General features: G+C 38.7%; 13 protein-coding genes. 6 read left to right on the forward strand and 7 right to left on the reverse strand.

Going from position 1 to position 18,219, the window contains the following annotated elements; genetic code table 11:
• Positions 1 to 87 precede the first annotated feature (87 nt).
• From ACS8FA_RS22965 to ACS8FA_RS22980, 4 genes are all read left to right on the forward strand, one after another.
• A complete protein-coding gene (locus ACS8FA_RS22965) occupies positions 88 to 1,284 on the forward strand; it encodes a tyrosine-type recombinase/integrase (protein WP_165597355.1) in 1,197 nt (398 codons plus the stop codon).
• Positions 1,285 to 1,302: 18 nt separating this feature from the next.
• Positions 1,303 to 2,229, forward strand: coding sequence for a hypothetical protein (locus tag ACS8FA_RS22970; RefSeq protein WP_439265974.1), 927 nt, complete (start codon positions 1,303 to 1,305; stop codon positions 2,227 to 2,229).
• A gap of 119 nt (positions 2,230 to 2,348) precedes the next feature.
• Positions 2,349 to 2,624 carry a helix-turn-helix transcriptional regulator gene (locus ACS8FA_RS22975; RefSeq protein WP_165597241.1) on the forward strand — a complete coding sequence of 92 codons (276 nt, stop codon included), beginning with the start codon at positions 2,349 to 2,351 and terminating at the stop codon, positions 2,622 to 2,624.
• Positions 2,617 to 4,881 (forward strand): YfjI family protein, encoded by a 2,265-nt coding sequence (locus tag ACS8FA_RS22980; protein WP_193834178.1) that lies wholly within the window; start codon positions 2,617 to 2,619, stop codon positions 4,879 to 4,881. Before ACS8FA_RS22975 ends, ACS8FA_RS22980 begins: the two co-directional genes overlap by 8 nt.
• Here the strand turns inward: ACS8FA_RS22980 and ACS8FA_RS22985 are convergent.
• The 6 genes from ACS8FA_RS22985 to ACS8FA_RS23010 all read right to left on the reverse strand — a co-directional run bounded on the left by ACS8FA_RS22985 (position 4,864) and on the right by ACS8FA_RS23010 (position 15,515).
• Positions 4,864 to 5,064 (reverse strand): hypothetical protein, encoded by a 201-nt coding sequence (locus ACS8FA_RS22985; protein WP_522902004.1) that lies wholly within the window; start codon positions 5,062 to 5,064, stop codon positions 4,864 to 4,866. The genes ACS8FA_RS22980 and ACS8FA_RS22985 overlap by 18 nt on opposite strands.
• Positions 5,065 to 5,095: 31 nt before the next feature.
• On the reverse strand, positions 5,096 to 8,899 hold the full coding sequence (locus tag ACS8FA_RS22990) for a hypothetical protein (protein WP_165597239.1): 3,804 nt from the start codon (positions 8,897 to 8,899) through the stop codon (positions 5,096 to 5,098).
• Positions 8,900 to 9,045: 146 nt separating this feature from the next.
• Entirely contained in the window at positions 9,046 to 12,192 is a 3,147-nt protein-coding gene (locus ACS8FA_RS22995) for a site-specific integrase (protein ID WP_439265977.1), read from the reverse strand.
• A complete protein-coding gene (locus tag ACS8FA_RS23000) occupies positions 12,185 to 14,497 on the reverse strand; it encodes a hypothetical protein (RefSeq protein ID WP_439265978.1) in 2,313 nt (770 codons plus the stop codon). The genes ACS8FA_RS22995 and ACS8FA_RS23000 overlap by 8 nt, the downstream gene beginning before the upstream one ends.
• Positions 14,484 to 15,053 (reverse strand): hypothetical protein, encoded by a 570-nt coding sequence (locus ACS8FA_RS23005; protein ID WP_165597236.1) that lies wholly within the window; start codon positions 15,051 to 15,053, stop codon positions 14,484 to 14,486. Before ACS8FA_RS23005 ends, ACS8FA_RS23000 begins: the two co-directional genes overlap by 14 nt.
• A 243-nt stretch (positions 15,054 to 15,296) precedes the next feature.
• Positions 15,297 to 15,515 (reverse strand): helix-turn-helix domain-containing protein, encoded by a 219-nt coding sequence (locus ACS8FA_RS23010; protein WP_165597235.1) that lies wholly within the window; start codon positions 15,513 to 15,515, stop codon positions 15,297 to 15,299.
• Between the two features lie 250 nt (positions 15,516 to 15,765).
• On the opposite strand from ACS8FA_RS23010, the gene ACS8FA_RS23015 reads away from it, so the two are divergent.
• Both ACS8FA_RS23015 and ACS8FA_RS23020 read left to right on the forward strand, forming a co-directional pair.
• A complete protein-coding gene (locus tag ACS8FA_RS23015; RefSeq protein ID WP_165597234.1) occupies positions 15,766 to 16,086 on the forward strand; it encodes a hypothetical protein in 321 nt (106 codons plus the stop codon).
• Positions 16,087 to 16,178: 92 nt separating this feature from the next.
• A complete protein-coding gene (locus tag ACS8FA_RS23020) occupies positions 16,179 to 17,393 on the forward strand; it encodes an IS256 family transposase (protein ID WP_439267509.1) in 1,215 nt (404 codons plus the stop codon).
• Between the two features lie 189 nt (positions 17,394 to 17,582).
• Here the strand turns inward: ACS8FA_RS23020 and ACS8FA_RS23025 are convergent, their stop codons facing one another.
• Complete coding sequence (locus ACS8FA_RS23025; RefSeq protein WP_193834177.1) at positions 17,583 to 18,215, reverse strand: hypothetical protein; 633 nt, start codon at positions 18,213 to 18,215, stop codon at positions 17,583 to 17,585.
• Positions 18,216 to 18,219: the final 4 nt, after the last annotated feature.

An 18,219-nucleotide genomic window follows, 5' to 3' on the forward strand; every position in this document is an offset into this window, starting at 1 on the left:
TTTCCGAATGCCTTGGTATATGGCGAACTATATAGAATACTGGTATATTTGTTGGTATAGATTATACCAACACGGAGATATACCAACATGCCATTAACTCATACGATTATCAACAAACTAACCCCAAGTGAAAAATGCACCCCTAGCCGCCCTGACAAGCATAGTGATGGTGATGGCCTTCAGCTATGGGTAAGACATACAGGAAACAAAGTCTGGGTCAGCGCTTATCGCTGGCAAGGTAGACAGCAGTCACTCACCTTAGGTAAATATCCTGTAATCACACTGCAGCAGGCACGCCAGCGTAATTTAGAAATAAAGCAGCTTATTAACGAAGGTATTAACCCAAAAGATAAGAAAAAGGAACAACGCGCTGAGCAAGACGGTTCGAGGCTTTTTGATACTATTGCCCAGGCTTGGTATGCAGACCGCAAGACCTTTTTGGCATCTAGTACGTTTAGTCGTAACTATTCAGCCTACATACGCGACGTTAAACCAGTTATCGGCCATAAGCTTATCGACGATATTACATCACCTGATATTTTAACGATTGGTAAAAATGTCGAGCAACGCGGGGCTAATGAGATGGCACGGCGAATAATGGCAGAAGTAGGACAAGTATTTAAGCACGCTATTCGTACTGGTATGGCAACGTCAAATCCTGCAGCAGATTTATCAGCGGCCATTAAACCGCATAAGACTAAAAATCACAGTCGCATTACTTCAAAAGAGTTGCCTCAGCTTTTAAGCGACATTGATAATTACACAGGTCACATCACTGTTAAATTGGGTCTATGGTTTCTATGCTATACCTTCGTGCGCACTAATGAGCTCAGGTTCATGGAATGGTCAGAGATCGACTGGAATGATAAAACTTGGCGCATACCTGCAAACAAAATGAAAATGGATAGACCTCACGTTGTGCCTCTTGCACCACAGGTTATGAGGATATTAGAGCGAATCAAAGAACTAAATTTTTCAGAGCAGTATGTGTTCTATAACCCCTCTACCCGTAAGCCGTACAGTCAAAATGCTTTTATTAACGCTCTATATCAAATGGGCTATAAGTATAAAATGACAGGGCATGGTTTTCGTGGGCTGGCAAGCACTACCTTACACGAGCAAGGGTTTATGCATGAAGCTATTGAATTACAGCTAGCACATGAACAAGAGAATAAAATTAGTAAAGCGTACAATGGCGCTCAGCATTTAGAATACCGTAGAGATATGATGAATGAATGGGCGAGTTTTGTTGATAGTGCATGTAACAATAATACTAAGACGTAGCTGAAGTAGAGACTAATTATGAGCAATGAGATTAAAGAGTTCTATGACTTAGATGAATTGACAACATTATTGTCTAGAAACTTAAATATTGATATAGAAAATAAAAAGGAATTGAGTGAGGTTATCTTCAAATTAATCTCAAAGAACCACCTTACTCCATATTTAGAATATAGAGGATTAGTAGGTGACGTTGAGTCCTATATATCATACGCTTCGTATCAGATTATCGAAACTCTTCTATATACTCTAGAACCAACTAACCTTAATGGAAATGTAAGCGAGAGCTCCAATTTATATAATTATAATCCTACTCTAAACTCCATAAAAAATCTAGTTAGGACGTTTGAGCATGGTTATAGTACTAAACCATCACAAATAGAGTATAAAACCCACGCTATTTTTAGATTATCGCCCTTATCCATTATAAATACTGTAGATGGTATACAAGTAGAACTTGGTTTTGACAAACCAGTGGCTCATATAAAGAAATTTATTGATTATCCCATAAAGAATAATGAACATGAATTTTATGGCTATCAACTTTACCGCTCAAAACAGGTTGATACTCCAAAGTTAAAAATAAATGACACTTGTAAGCTAGTATTCTCTCGATTTGATATTGAGTATTTTATAAATTCAAGTGATTACAACAATATAAGAGAGTTAGAGAATTCTAATTCATTGAGCTTGGAAGATAAAAACAGTAATCTTAATCGTAGAGCAAGAAATCAGGACCATAAAATAATCGCAATGATGGCCATTCTTCTATCTAAAAAATCTTCACAATTCAAAGTTGGTGAGAAACCTAATGCGTCAGCTATAAACGAAGAAATCCAAAACCTCGTTTGTGATTTACAAATCAATTCTGAATGTGGTTATGGACTTAAGTCCTCTAATAAACGTATTAAAAAGTATGTTGACGATTTTTTACAGACCTTGGTTTAGAAAATAAGGAAAACTGAAGGTTCAATCTGATTATTGAACCTTCAACTATCTCAATATTTCAAAATGTATCATTCTATCCATACCGAGACACCCCGTCACGGTTCATATGGAGAAACAGAATGTTACCCTCTCAAGACACAGAACATACTCATATTGAAAATAGTGATGTAGTAACTAACTATCTTCCACATCAAGGCATGTCACGCGCTAAAGACATCCTACCATTCTTACCGTTTGGGCGCACGACGCTACACGAATGGTCACAAAATGGCAGATTCCCAGCCAGCATTAAACTATCACCAACCATGGTCGCTTGGCGAAATGCGGATGTTATAGAGTGGCTGGAAAATCATAGTAATCCTGTCAATAATGCACAGGAGATTATTAATGAATAATATAATCAAAGAAAAAGCCCATGCTGACGGCATGGGCTTATCTCAATATCTAGCTGATTTCTTACTCGCTACGTTTGCAGACGTAGCAGATAACGAAGTTCTAGCAACTCTTATCAATACTCATGAAAATGCTGATATCTATAAACTACATTGTGATATTACCATTTTTTCTGGACAACTAGAAGGGCAAGTACAACTGGACACTGCTAATACGCTAGGTTTAGTTATGCTCAATAACAAAGCTGAGCAAGTTAATCTTGCTAGCATACCGCTTGATGATAACGGACGTATCTTTATATCCGATACCGACATACCGAGCGCCTTTATCATTGGCTCAATGAGTCGTGATAGTAAGTGGATAGTGGTAGCTGATCTTGCTGAGTCAGTGCGATGTTATAACGCTTATCGCAAGCAAGGCATTGACGTAACGGTACTCACTTGCCTTATACCGAGTTTATTAAATCGGACGGTAAAGCACTTTGCAGAGGTGCATCAAGTCACTATCGTGACCACCTCACAGTATAAAGCCAAAGTCATAACACCACTTAAAGGAGTGAATGTTGAAGCCATTATTTGTGAACATACGCTTATTTATGACGCGCTCGAGTTTGGTGCTGATTATGATGACTTGATAGCCGATGCTGAGATTATAAACTTGCAAGCACTAGGCAAACCAAAACCTAAACCTATCAGTCAAAAGCTACCACCAGTTAAGACACTTACAAGCACTATGATGCCAAAAATGATATGGGATTATGCTTCAAATTGTGCTGAGCGCTTGAGCGCACCTATCGAATATGTACTGATGCCCTTGATGGTATCGTTAGGTAGCGTAATAGGCACTAGGCTGAGCATTTACCCAAAAATGTACGATAATTGGGAAATAGTACCTAACTGTTATGGTGCAATTGTTGGTGATCCATCGAGTAAGAAATCACCGTCATTATCTGAGGGCTTAAAACCCATATCGCATTTAGTAGCGCTTGCTAAAAATAAGTACAATGAGGACAAGCTCGAGCATGACACCCAAAAAGAGCTTAACAAGCACATGACAAAGGCAGCTGAGAAACAGCTCAGTGAGCTTGCTAAAAAGCTAGCAACCCAAGCCGATGATGCTACTGAAATCAGCCAAGATGACCTAAAAGCCAAAGCGCAAGAGTTAGCAGAGGCCAAGCAGAGTGATGATCTGATACCTGAGATTAAACGCTACGTTACTGATGACGGTACGATTGAGAGTATCGGAGAGCTGGAGAGCAAACACAAAAACGGTATGCTGGTTAAGCGTGATGAGCTGACAGGTTGGCTTGCTTCACTAGAGAATGAGAGCAATCAACAAGCGCGCTCATTCTATCTTGAGGGCTTTAATGGCTTAGGTAGCTTTCAAGTCGATAGAATAGGCAGAGGCTCAGTGTTTATCGACACTCACTGTTTATCAGTTATTGGTGGCATTCAGCCTGACAAGCTTGAGTATTACTTATCTAAAACCATGAAAGGGCTAGGAAATGACGGACTTATCCAACGCTTTCAACTGATGGTTTATCCTGATCCTCTACCGAACAGTAAAGAGCGTGACTTGCCACCTGATAAAGAAAGCCGTGATGCTATCTATAACTTGTTTGAAACCATCGACAGTATGCAGCTAGGCGACTTCATGCGCTACGGTGCAAATCCGATTGATGAGTACCATAAGCGTCCCTACTACCGCTTTAATGATGAAGCTTATCAAGAATTTATGAATTGGTATGATGCGCTTAAACTCAGAGCTGGTGAAGCTGAACATAGCATCATAGCTGAGCATCTTCTCAAATATGCTAAAACAGTGCCGTCATTAGCACTAATCTTTCATTTAGTGGATTGCATCGAACATGGCACATCATTAGGTGCAGTCAATATAAATGCACTCAAGGCAGCGCTGGCATGGTGTGATGTGTTAGAGAGTCACATGATGAGAATATATAGCACTGTCACTGATAGCGCTAATATCAAAGCGTCTTATTTAGCCGATAAAATAATGAAAATGGTCAGAAAGGGAGCTGACAAAACTGACACAACCGACTGGATTAGTCATGGCTTTACCGCTAGGCAGCTAATCCGCAAAGGCTGGAAAGGTCTGAATGATGCTGATGGCGTATTGAACGCGCTTGAAATATTAGTCGAACATAACTGGTTGAGCTGGCAGGAAGTACCAAGTACAGGTCAAGGAGGTAGACCAACAGAGCGTTACTCTATTAACTCAAAATTAACTGAGCTTATATAGGTTATGGCAGTTATGGCAGTTATGGCAGTTATGGCAGTTATGGCAGTTATGGCAGTTATGGCAGTTATGGCAGTTATGGCAGTTATGGCAGTGTAGTATTAGAGCGCTATTGAAAAATAGCGCCTTTTTTTGTGCTTGAATGATAGTTTCGTCAGTAGTACTACTTATGGTTCTTATTGAGATTTCTTATATAAAAAATCTCTATTAAGATACCTCAATCAAACCACTGATCTTTATTTTTAATAATCCAATTGTCTAGCTTATCAACTTGAATAAACTCAATTTCAATTGGCACCGGAGGGTTTCTATGAATCCAATAAATTTGCCTAGCAATATACAACATAATTATTTTAGGGTTAGTTTCAGTATTTAGTGAGTATCCTAAAATTTCACAAATCCTATGATGGTTTTGAACAAGAAAATCATGTCGCTTCAATATTTTAGGAACATGAGTTTTTCTACCTTCATCGAAAACCCTATTTCGGAGACGCTTCATATCTTGTAAGCAATATGGAGTTTGGTTGTATTTACATTCGACCATAACCCAAGTATTTGATTGGGGAATGTATACCAGCACATCATAATCACCAACATCTTCAAAACCCTCTTTTTTAAACTTTCTTTTAAAATCTATACCATGATGACAATAGTTAGAATGAAAGTAGCGGTTAAATATTTCAAAGGTAACCAATTCAAGTTTTTTTTCTATGTCTTTTTTAATGCTATCAACTACCGTATTAACAGATTTCCAAGCAAAATTGGCAGGCAGGCAACCCTCAGCTATTCGAGCTAGCCATATTTTCCTTGTCCTAAAAGCACAACCTGCGCTCCATAAAACGCTGTCATTGCTTATTCTAATTAAAGGTTTTATATTTAAGCGTTGATCTCTTTTGTTGTACTCTAATACAGGTACATCAAATTCCACTTTGTCAGAACCCAATTTTTTAACCACTCTATCTGCATCTAAAGTTAAAAAATTGATGGCTTTTCTAATTTCTTGCTCTATAACAACTCTATTTGAATCCTGGAGTTCTAAAACCTCTCTAACACATACAGAAACTAATTCACTGAAAAAAGCGCAATAATGATTTTCTAGGTCGATTTGATTAATATTTGCCCAGCTTTGTAGAACATCTAGGGTTATAATAAGTGTTGTGAATGAAAAACCTAAATCGGCCATAAATGCCACATTGATTTGATTTAGTACTTTTTCAGTAATTTCTCCTGTAACCTCGTCACTTTCATTAACACCTACCCCCAGATTAGTACCTGCTTGTTCAATTCCGAATTCATGATCAAATTTTCCAGAGTTTTCTGAGAAAAACACCTGTGGAATGTATTCGCTGTCAATCTCAACTCCTCCAACCTCAATGCCGTGATGAATAACATCGCTGGCAGAGTACAACGTCATTAACCAACCTACGTAAGCAAGTATCAATAAAATATTTTCTTTAGAAGGTTCTTCACGACCACTAGACTTATTAGCAACTAGCCTTTCAATAATATAACGATGATGATTACTGTTTTTGTTAAACTCGCTCTGTAAGTCATAAACAGACTCTTCTCTATTAAATGCAACCTCATGTTCTAAGCTTTTTAATGCACGATGATTATGATGATATTTGAAGTTAATGTAAGCATCGTAATTATCTAACAAACTTATCAGCAACTGAACTTTATCAAACTTTGAAAGAAGCTTAAGTAGTGTGCTTAGATAGTCTGATGAAATATCGTTAATTAGATCTTTAGCAACAGCAAGCTCATATCGATTTTTCTCATAACCCTTATTTCTTATTATTTCTGCTAATTCCTTCCTCGCAATTATATAATGTTCAGGTTTAGGTAAAATATGAAAACTTTCAAGAGAGTCAAATGTTCTCTTCATCGCACCTAAAGATACTCTGGTTTGGTTCTTGTACGACTCTTCTAAAAGTTCAATGGTTTGATCCGAGATAAAGCTTTTATTTATTTCATAAATAATATTTATTACTTTCTTTGCTAGCTTGCCTTGAAACTCACTGTTGATCGAGTTGTCTAACTCTGTTTTCATAGCTAAGATATTTACAGATAGTCTGATTTCTAGACATTTATCATATTTGCTTGTATCTTGATCAACCCACCAAACTAAATCATTAAAAAAGTTTTTACTAGTAGGTCCTACTTTACCTTTATCGTCAATCAAGAAATTCTCATCAAGTAAACATTTGAAAATAATCGTTTGATACTGATTAACAACTATAAGTTGCGAGATAATGTTTCGTCTTTGAGATAGTGCATCTGCAGTACTCTCAGCAAAAAAATTAAGCATTCTACCGTTTATTTGAGGTAAGTTTATGAATTCATTAATTTCTACCAAAAAATGTATGGATGTATTTGACACTTTAGTTGACCAAGTATACTTAGTACCATTATTAGCACTTAAAAATTGGATATCATCGTAAGAGCTACTAGGTGTCCACTTAGATATTTTATCAGGGAAGTCTACAATCAAATTTTGCCAATAATTAGCCAAATATTTATAGCGCCAGTTAGAGCCACTATGAGGGTCTAAAGCTATAATGTCATAGGTAGTGGCTCCTTTTTCTAAAATTCCATTTGAGTCCTTGAAGGTTGCAAACTTGTCTACTAACGAAACAACAGAGGAATGCATCTTACGGTCATGTCTTTTTATAAAACTTAAGAATTTTACAAGCTCATCAGCATTTTCAATACTATCAAAAACTGAAATGAATTCAGGGAAAGGAAAGACTATTCCAGATTTTGGAGGTGAATAGTAACCTGCCGCGGTAGCGGCACCTCCTGTAACGTATAAGATCTCTATCTGTTCTCTTGAGACCATGTCTCCAATTCGCTCCTTAACATTAAAAGCATAAGGAGAATTTAATTTTTTAAAACCCCAGTACTCACTTTGAAGCGCATTCTGCAAATCAGTTTCAAGCTTTCCAGCTGTGTCTTCGTCATCATCTAAAATCACTACAAAATAAAATTTTTCATCAAAGTAAAACACAGAGGTTATTATGGGAGAGTAAATTTTTTCTGCATCAAATAATTGTAATGGTAATTCACTGAGTGTTTCTAATCTACGGTTGATGAAGTCAAGCAGTCGAAATGAGACTTCTTTAGGATCGGATGACTTTGAGGCCCACTTATCTATGACAACAGAGATACTATTACGAATTGAAAAAGGAAATAGTTTTTTTGAAATTTCGACAAACACATTTTGATTTACCTGTGACTGCATAAATGCATTAGTAAATTCGTCAAGACTTGAGTAAGTTCTCTCTTTGCCCAATCTTATAGCTATGCCATTGGTATCCTCGCTAATATAGTCACTAGTATTTGTAATCACCTGTCGACAAGCCATCCAAAAATCAACATTTGGAATCTCAATATGCCCATTTTGAACATCTTTAGGTAGATCGACGACATGCTTAAGTTGGTTAATTATATGATCTTGCAACTTTAAGGCATATAAAATGTCGACTATTGCTTCTGGCTTATCACCATGAATAATTAAGAAAGAATGCAAAAAGTCAGGCACTCTTTCAATACAGCCACCATAGAATATATTAAAGTACTGATTGTCGACGTTAACCTTAACTTCTCCCCAATCTATTTCAGGAACAAAGTCTTCCAACATCGGAAATGTGGGAAGTAAGTCTATTAAATAGCTAGAGAACTTGCAAAATTCATCGTAGTTGTTAATAGCTTTATTATATTTAAAGTCATTTTCTTTAATACTTAAAAATGCATTAACTAAAATACTCTGTTTTACAAGTGATGAGATATTAGGCGGCCATAGCTCTATAGTATTAATAGCTATAATAATATCTACAGGAGAGTACTGCTTCAAAAACAGGACTAGATCATCGTATAGTTTTGTATAGTTACTATCATTCTTATTTTTAGGAGAACTATATTTAAGTGAATTGTTGAGGCTCTGGATAGCTTTTTTATTTATCCCCAAAGAAGTGCTAACACCTAGCAAATCATAGATTGATTTGTGCTTTTTTTTCATATACCACCTCAAATTAAACTGACAAAACTGACAAAACCTCGCTACAAGATATATTTTTATTTGAATTCATTAAACATCGTTATGCTATAAATTACTACCTTTAAAAACTTCTGATGTATATCTAGAATATCGTCTTTAGTCTACTATTATTCAACTAATATCATTAGAATATAGCCCAAATATTTCATTACTCCCGATGAGGCATAATAATCGCCTGTTATAGCCAAATTCTTATCAGACCGCTTACGTTTTTTCTGTACTGCCCTAACCTCATAACCATGAAAATTCTCACGAGCACCCACACGTATTGAGCTATCGAGCCCTAGCTCTTTTTTAACATTACGTGCTGCTTGCTCGCTATGCGCCCTAATCTGCCAATGTCCAGCATCGGTAAGTTGACAACCTATTGTCACGAACTGCTGTAGCATTTCAAGCTGTGTCTCTTTAATCCCAAAATGAATCGATGATACGTTTAAGTTTTGTTTACCTGTAAATATTTCCACAAACGATTTCAGTCTAGCAGGTTCATCAATTGACATCTGATACGCACAATCAAGTGCTTTAACTAGAACCTCTTGATTTTTATGTCCACTCGGCGCACTCAGCAATAACCTATCATCAGTAAAAATCTGACAAGCTTTATCGTAAATCTTTCTAGCTTTATTGACAGAAATACCATGCCGAAGTGCGACTTCTGCCAACTGATCTGCTCTTTTATCAACGCTTATTTTTTGAAGCTCTTCTAACAGCGCAATGACATCGTAAACTTTAGGATGAATAAATATAGATAGCTGGGTATCTACTGCATCATTTTGTGTGTTTTGCTGGCAAGCCATGTTAGCTGGTGTGCTGTTATAAAAAAATAGAGAATCTTTGCTCGCAATCTTGTTGGTTAAATAGCCACGCAACTTATCAAGATGCACCTGTTTAGTACTGGCATTATATGCCCTGCTGTCTTGCCTATTCACCGTCTGGTAACCAATACCTGTCACCATCTCAAATATAGTTATAGGCATAACAAGTTTGGCCTTACTCATCTGCCACCCAGCCAGCAAATGAGCGGTATGGATATAATACTCAAACGTAGTATCTGGCGTTAGATGTCCAGCAAGGCTAGCCAGCCCAAACCACATCCCCTTTTCTTTATTATTAGCAAGAATAGCTTCAACGATAGCATCGCTATGATCTTTATCATAATCCGTCATCACCTGCTTAAGTGGTGAGCCGCTTAACACCAGTGCCAATTGGCTAATGGCGGTATGCCGAAAGCTATGAAAGGTAAAGTCATGATTATTTAATAAGCGATCCCATATTATTTTCATCATATTGCTGAAAAACATAGATGGTAGTGGTTGATCGCCTGACCCTTGTGAGAATAAATAGCGGCGCTTTAACCTTTTTTGTTGATAATAGAATGCGATGAACGGTTGCAACTCATCAATCTTGAAAATCTTATCTATCGGTATCACTCGTTTGGCACTACTGCTTTTAAGACTACGATAGCGGTTGGGTTTGAGAATTATTTTTGGCGCTTCAATCACTTGGCCATTGATAAACCCTATATCTGTAATGTCGTTAACCTTAGTACCAATGATTTCATTGATACGCATACCGGTGCGATAAGCAAGTGCTAGAACCACAAAGCATAATTGCTTTTGCTCAAAATCTAAATTTGATGACTGAATATAATCTTTCATCGCATGATACACATGCGGTGACACCATCTCAGATTTTACTACCTGCCGATTATTGCCCCATGGAAAATAAACGTAAGGCGCATCAAAGTGCATACGCTGATAATCATGAAATGCTTTCAGACGCCCATAAGTAAATTTCTGGCTGTCTTTCAGGCGGTCAAGATGAGATAGCTGTTGACCAGTAGCATTGTTATCATTATCTATACCACTAGACGTATCATCAAACTCTGATGATTTGCTAAGCACAGATACCCTGCGGCCATCTTTTACCTTACTCTGAATAATCTGCTCATAAACTTCCTCAAAGTCACTGCCTTCCCACTGATCAACGTCCTCATCCATCGTTAGCATCAGCCAGTCGCGGCCAATGCAGCCTACATACTTACTGATAGTATTTAGTCTAATGCTAGTATCACCGAGCAACGACAGAGTCCAACTAAGCAAGCGCTGTGCATTGGGCTGGCTAGCGTCTATTTTTAATGTTGTGATAGTAGAAATAGCGGCGTTTCTAGTCAGTTTGAGTGCATCTTGTAGCTCTTTGATCAAATTTTTACTAAAGCTTGGATAAGCTGTAGCATTTCTCTTGTCTTGTGATTTTCCTGCCGTCTGATAACTGGCATCAAACAGCTCAGACCACTCGAGTGGCTCAGGACTTGGCTTAATGGGCTCTCGGTTATAATGAATAAGTTTCTCAGTCGGCAGCCCCGTGGTTTTAATATCACCTTGCTTCACCACGGAAAGCGCACCATCAATCAGGCTACCCTCTAGCTGTCGCCAGTGATAGTTGGCATATTTAATGAGCAGTGAGTGCTGCGGGCGCTCACTATCTTTATTGGTGAGTTTAAGCGTTTGTGAGATATCGTTGATTATGGTATTAAATGGCTTTATCTTGGCAGTGTTTAACTCTTTATTTTTTAGAGCATATAAAAAACACAGGCTCATATCATCGGGGACATAATCAACAAAACGGTGTAAGCTTTCGCTGTCATCTAGCGTAACTCCATAATTATCATCACGCACTCTAAGCGGTATCACAGCCAAATGCTCTACTCTGCTTTTTTCATCAGTTGCTGGCATGCTAGTTTGATAAATCTGCCGCTCATCAAATAGCCAATCGTACAGCACTTTTAAAACCTCGATGTCGTTGATACCGCCATACATGATGCTGCAATACAGTACCCCTTCAACCAAGTCATTCACTGAGAAACGCCGTTTTCGTTGCCAAACCTCTATCATTGTCGCGCTACTGTCTGCCACAGCACGTCCATTCACAAACCAATCATAGTTAATGGTCAAGCGCTCACGAGTTGCCAGTATGGGTACCACAGGCTCATTAAGATATATCTGGTGAGTTTTATTATAATCACGAACAAACTCTAAAAACCCGCGCCGCGCCAATTGGAAGTTTTGAGCGGTGTCGAACGTCCCTTCTAGTAACTGGTTAATTGCTTCATAATGATGCTGCAGCTCACAAGGCGGCTGCATAGAATTTTGATTGATATATTCTTCGATTAATTTTTTAGCATCACGCTTAATACTTTTTTTGGATTCTTCTCTATTAAGCTGTCGCAGTTTATGAGCGCTAATATTATCCATATAGGCGAACCTCAATTTGTTTTAAGTGAAGATCTGTAGCGATCGCATCTAAATGAGGGCTGAGCTGGTGCAGCTGATTGATAGAGCTTGATGACATCGGGTGCATAAATTCCTGATCAGCATGTTCGTGACCGTAAAGGGCGCAAATCAGATAGTCAGGCACGCGGCCTGTGAGCATAGATCTCAGCTGGTGACGCAGCCAGTTATCCTGATGACTAAAAAAATCTTGCAACTGGTAGCGGATGCGGCTTGGTGTAATACTGGCAAAGCCTTTTGGATTTTTTTGGTAAATTTGAATGAGAGGTTGTTCTGATTGCAAGATTTCATTGATGGGATAAGGCGCTGCTGGACATAATGAATTATAGATGGCAGCAAATTGCTTAATATAAATAATGTAGTTTTGAATAGCCGTTATCAAAAACTTGCTAAGAGGAATGAGCCTGCCATCAGACTGCGCATGACGCTCTTCTTTGTCAGATACCCATAACATGCACCGATGAAAGTCAAACTGGTGTAGCAAGCCTGGTGCGTGCTTAACTGGGCGGATACCCGTTTGGATCATGACAATATGCCACAACCAAATACTATAGCTATTAAACTGCGCAATATAGCGATCCATGTGGGACTTTAGCTTGCCATTAAAGCTCTCGGCACTGACAGCCAGTTGATTAAAGAACTGCTGGCACATTGTGGTCTTTAGTGCCATATCACTACCAATGTGGCTTCTATGCCCGTTCATCGGTACGCTACACTCATCTATTAAAAGTGCTTTTTGCTCATCATTACAGTATTCAGTTATCAGCTCTACCGCTTTTATATAAGTTTGCTCTAGCTCTACCGTTTTAGTGCTAAGGTAATACAGCGCAGAGCTATGCCGTACATCAACGCCTGTGATCAGATCAGCATATAATGGCTTATTAAGCTCATTTTTTATCAGGATAAATAAGCCTGCTTCAATATACTGGGGACTCAGTGCTGGCAGGTTAAGTATATCTTTAGCGTAAGAGATAGCGGCTTTAACAGTATCGGATGAAACGGCAATCTTATCCTCAAGCATGATTTGCAAAGCTTCAGGCAGTGCGCAATAAAAGGTACTGCCGTAGCTTTGTCTGTGGGCAAGCAGATGACTTCGAGTATTGGTCGTCACATCAATCGTGATGCCAATGCTAATGATTTCACGGACACGATCATAAATGAAATACTGCCGTTGACTGCGACTGCATTGCCAATCAGCAATGATACTATCAATACTAAGACCGCTTAACAGTGATAGCAGTAGTACCACATATCCAGTGCCACTCTCTTTATCAACATCCATAAAACGTTGCCAAAGCGTGGCAAATAACATCTGGTAGCCGGTAATGCTTAGCTGACGATGATTGGTTGGGAAATGAAATTGATTACGGCGGGCATGTTGATGGTTGTTCTTTAATCGCCATTGCTGCATCTCAGAGGATTTAGCAATTTGTGTGGCGGGCTTAAAGTCATTGTCTAGTAATGGTATTTCATCGTCATCGGCAATATTTTCAGCGATTGCCACGTTACTGTGTTTTTTTAATTGTTTCGTACCAAACATTATTCTTTGTAGCGGCTCACCATCGATATGCATCACTGTCTTAGTGACTGCTTGAGCCGACTTTATGCATTTAATATTTTCAGTATAGGTTTTACCAATAAAAGCCTTATTATCAATCGCTACTTCATAAGCCAACCTAATTTGACCAATTTTACTACCAAGATATTGGTTGGCTATTTCACCTGTTGCCTCTTCCTGTTTGACGCTTACTTCATATTGTCTGATATAAAGTAAACATGAGAACAAGCTGTCGCACTGGGCGTGAATGCTAATTAACTGGTCGAGAATGCCACGTTGTGGATCAGAATGTCTTAGCGCCATACGAACACGCACACCAAGCTTATCTATTTTAGCAAAGTGCTTGTCATGGCGCACTGTGATCGTAACCATAACCTTTAAGTAGCCACTCATAAACCGCCAAGCATTATTATTGATATCAACTTCGCCATACGTCTGATAAAAGACAATTAGCATATAGCTGACCGCCCACTCTCCAGTTTTACCTTCCCGAATGATTTCTTTAATCACATCTTCACAGTCTATGCCAGTAAAGTCTGCAAAATTAGACTCTGGTGTCAACGGCAGTAAATCAGTATCATTATCTGGCACTAAATTAATCACATCAATCACTAGCTGAGACATTTGTATGTGATGTGGTGAACCTACTGGAATAAGCTTATCCAACACTCGCCTGTCGGTCACATCATTAAATAATTTAGTGTGACCCATAAGATATATCCATCCAATTCAGGTTTTTGGGCAGCCCCAGCATCGCCTCATCATTGGCTACCTTACACTGCTGATACTCATAAGCACTTTGGCTGATACCAGCAAACCTACAATAATTGTCTACCGTCAGACGCTCAATATTCATGAGTTCGCAAATAATACTTTTTGGTGCACTGGAGCTTAATGCTTTTAAAAAATCAGGGTGATTAATTCCCCGTGAGAAGGCCAGCTCGACAACCTCACTCCAAGCCAAACGCTTAATATCTCTGAAGCTTTCAGCGGCAACTAGACAAGGCTGACGTAAACTCATCTCGTCTATTAGAATTTCATCAAACCTTCTAAACTCATTAAAAAAATAATAGGTCGAATCTTTACCAATGACCAATCGTAGCGGTGGGCGATAATAGTCATCCAAGCCACCTATATTTATACCTCTCATTCTTGGCCTAAATTGATGCCATATTAGCAATGCCTTTTGCGCATCTTGATGAACAACCAAATTATATTTACTAAAAGTTATGAACTTCTGAGTAGGCTTTAGATGAATACTATTCATTTTAATACTATTAATAGTGAATTATACTAATTATGATATGTTATAACCTATCGATTGTAAAGCCTTTGATATTGCTGTTATATTTTTATCTTTGGATAAATAAAATACTGATTCATAACTATTTTTTAGACAAAAAAATACTCTCTAACCCATGATAAATAAAGGCTAAAGAGTATTTTAAAATTTCAATTTTAGTTGGGTGAGGAGGTTAACGTCTTATATCAGTCGACCTTCCTATCAAGCTTAGTTCTCTTCGTTATCATCGGGAACATACTTTAAAACATCTCCTGGGGTGACTTTTAATACTTGGCACAACTTACTCAGGGTATCGAATTCTATGCGAGTTGTCTCATCATTATAAATTCTATGAAGCGTTGACTTACTGATATCTGTCATTCTTACTAAATCTGCAACTCGCAATCTTCTTTCCGCTAAAAGCACTGGTAGATTACATGAAATCACAATAAAATCCTTATTGGTAAGTAAAAAATACTTGCCAGTGACTACTTTTCTGTTAAAATAATACTCGTTGGCAATAACTAAGTTTCCGTCAAAAACTATTTTCTGCTGACTAACGCTCTATTATGTCATAGACTCATCTTGCTGCTCAATAGCTGGCTAACTGTGATGGGTACGACTTGTTCGATAGATATAGTAACTATAAAAATGTGACACTAATCACAGTCATTCTGCCAGTAAAAAGGAGTATATCGTGGGCGTCAAGATTGAATGGAGCATGATACAAAATGCATGGGATAAACGGGTCTGTGAGGATTATTGGGCCTATAATCATAAAATCAGCTATGCAGATTATGTGCGTATGCTCTGTCAAAAATACAATATTAGCTCGCAAATATTATTTGAAACTGTAAGCCAATGCTATACTTGCTTAGATGATGTTTGCTGTGAATATTGTGGGAGCGCCTGTCCAATTGAAGTACCTGCTGATATCGCCTATATGCAGGCAAAAGAGAGTTGGTTTTGTGCAGTATGTGAGCATGCTATGTGGAGAAGTGACTTTATTAGCAAGTAAATAATCAAAGCTACTTTCAGCTAAAAAACTGATATTGGGAGTTTCCTAAAAACTGTGTAACTGCTTATAATCCATTAACAGGAGAATAAGCAATGACTACTCAATCTGACATTAAAAAACTGGCCGAGCAAATGGCTGGTAGCATGAACAGCTTCGATGACATCAAAGACTTTCAGAGGCAGCTCATGCAATCTTTTATCGACACCGCACTTGAAGCCGAGATGGAAGACCATCTCGGCTACCCCAAGCATGAGAAAGCAGATAAACCAAACAAGCGCAACGGACACACTAAAAAGACCGTCCGCAGTGATACAGGCGATCTTGAAATCTCTACCCCAAGAGACCGTGATAGCAGCTTTGAGCCTGTACTCGTTAGTAAGCATCAAACCCGTATCTCAGGTCTCGATGATAAAATCATATTCCTTTACGCCAAGGGTCAAACCACCACTGAGATCGTAGAGAGCATTAAAGAGCTCTACGATGTCGACATTTCAAGCTCTCTTGTCTCAAGAGTCACCGATAACATATTAGAGGACATTACTGCTTGGCAGAACCGGCCGCTGAGCAGTGTTTATCCTATCGTCTATCTAGACTGCATCGTCGTGAAGATACGTCAAGACAAGCAGATCATCAACAAAGCCATTTACTTAGCCCTAGGCGTTAACCTTAACGGTAAAAAAGAGCTGCTTGGTATGTGGCTCTCAGAGAATGAAGGCGCTAAGTTCTGGCTAGGTGTTCTTACCGAGCTTCAAAACCGTGGCGTACAAGACATCTTAATCGCTTGTGTTGACGGTCTAAAGGGCTTCCCTGATGCCATTAACACCGTCTATCCAAAGGCACAGGTTCAGCTGTGTATCGTACACATGGTGCGCTATTCAATGAAGTTTGTGCCGTGGACGGATAAAAAGGCCGTAGCGGCTGATTTAAAGGCCATCTACGGCGCTGATACCCTTGAGATGGCAGAGGCCAATCTTGAGCACTTTGATGAGACTTGGGGCAAAGATTACCCGCACGTGGTCAAGTCTTGGCGCAATAACTGGGAGGGCTTAACGGTGTTCTTTGAGTATCCGAAAGACATCAGAAAAGTGATTTATACCACCAATGCGATAGAGTCGCTAAACAGTGTGATTCGGACGGCAGTGAATAAGCGTAAGGTGTTCCCATCTGATCAGGCAGCATTCAAAGTGGTGTACTTAGCCACCCAGCAGGCGTCTAAAAAGTGGTCGATGCCAATCCGTAACTGGACGTCTGCTCTGAATCGTTTTATGATTATGTTTGATGATCGCATCAGTAAGCATTTAATCTAAATGGCAGTTACACAGAATCTGGGATGGTCTCCTGATATTTTTATCTGCCATAATCAATCCCTCTCACTTAAAACACTAACTCTATTCGTATTCATGACGATTTGGTTTTCGTTGACTTTATCATCAGTCAACAAGGCATCTGTATAACCAAATATATTTCCATTTATGTCGTGATATCACATAGCCTATTCAATCCTCAATATATATCGCTTTTAAATGAAACGAGTTAGGCTCATCAGTCATACTTGATCGATAATATATATACTCACCAGTATTAGATAATAGTCCTTCGACAGCATCTCCTATGTAAGCAAAAGCTTCTATTGGTAAGCTTTGCTCGCTCTGCATACCAACAAATATCCCTTTAGTATCATGGGCTTTTTTAAGTTGGCTAGTTAGCTTGTGTGTAGCTGTTTTCACCATATCTAATTCAGTATCACCCGTAGCGCTTGCGTGAACAAACTGGAATGAATTGCCACACTCAAGTAAGTTTATAACATCTACCACATCTATGCCGATAATAGTACTTGCCGCATTTACATCAAGCAGTTCAACGACATCTTTTATTTCATCAGGCTGACACTTAATAACTGCCTCTACGATATCTAAGCTTCCATGGTCATGATCATGATTATCTGTTTGTACGCCTACCAAAATATCAGCCCTTATTTTCTGTTTTAGCTCAAATAGTGCCTGCTCATTCCATTCATCGTTCATAACCAAACAACCAATGATAGCTGGTGGAAAACACTCTATGTTTGATCGATATAAAGCGGCACAGGGGGTATCATCTATTTGCGAGTTGTCGAGCTGATATTTCATGATT

It is taken from the genome of Psychrobacter sp. 1Y1, from assembly GCF_051847395.2.
Lineage (GTDB): Bacteria > Pseudomonadota > Gammaproteobacteria > Pseudomonadales > Moraxellaceae > Psychrobacter.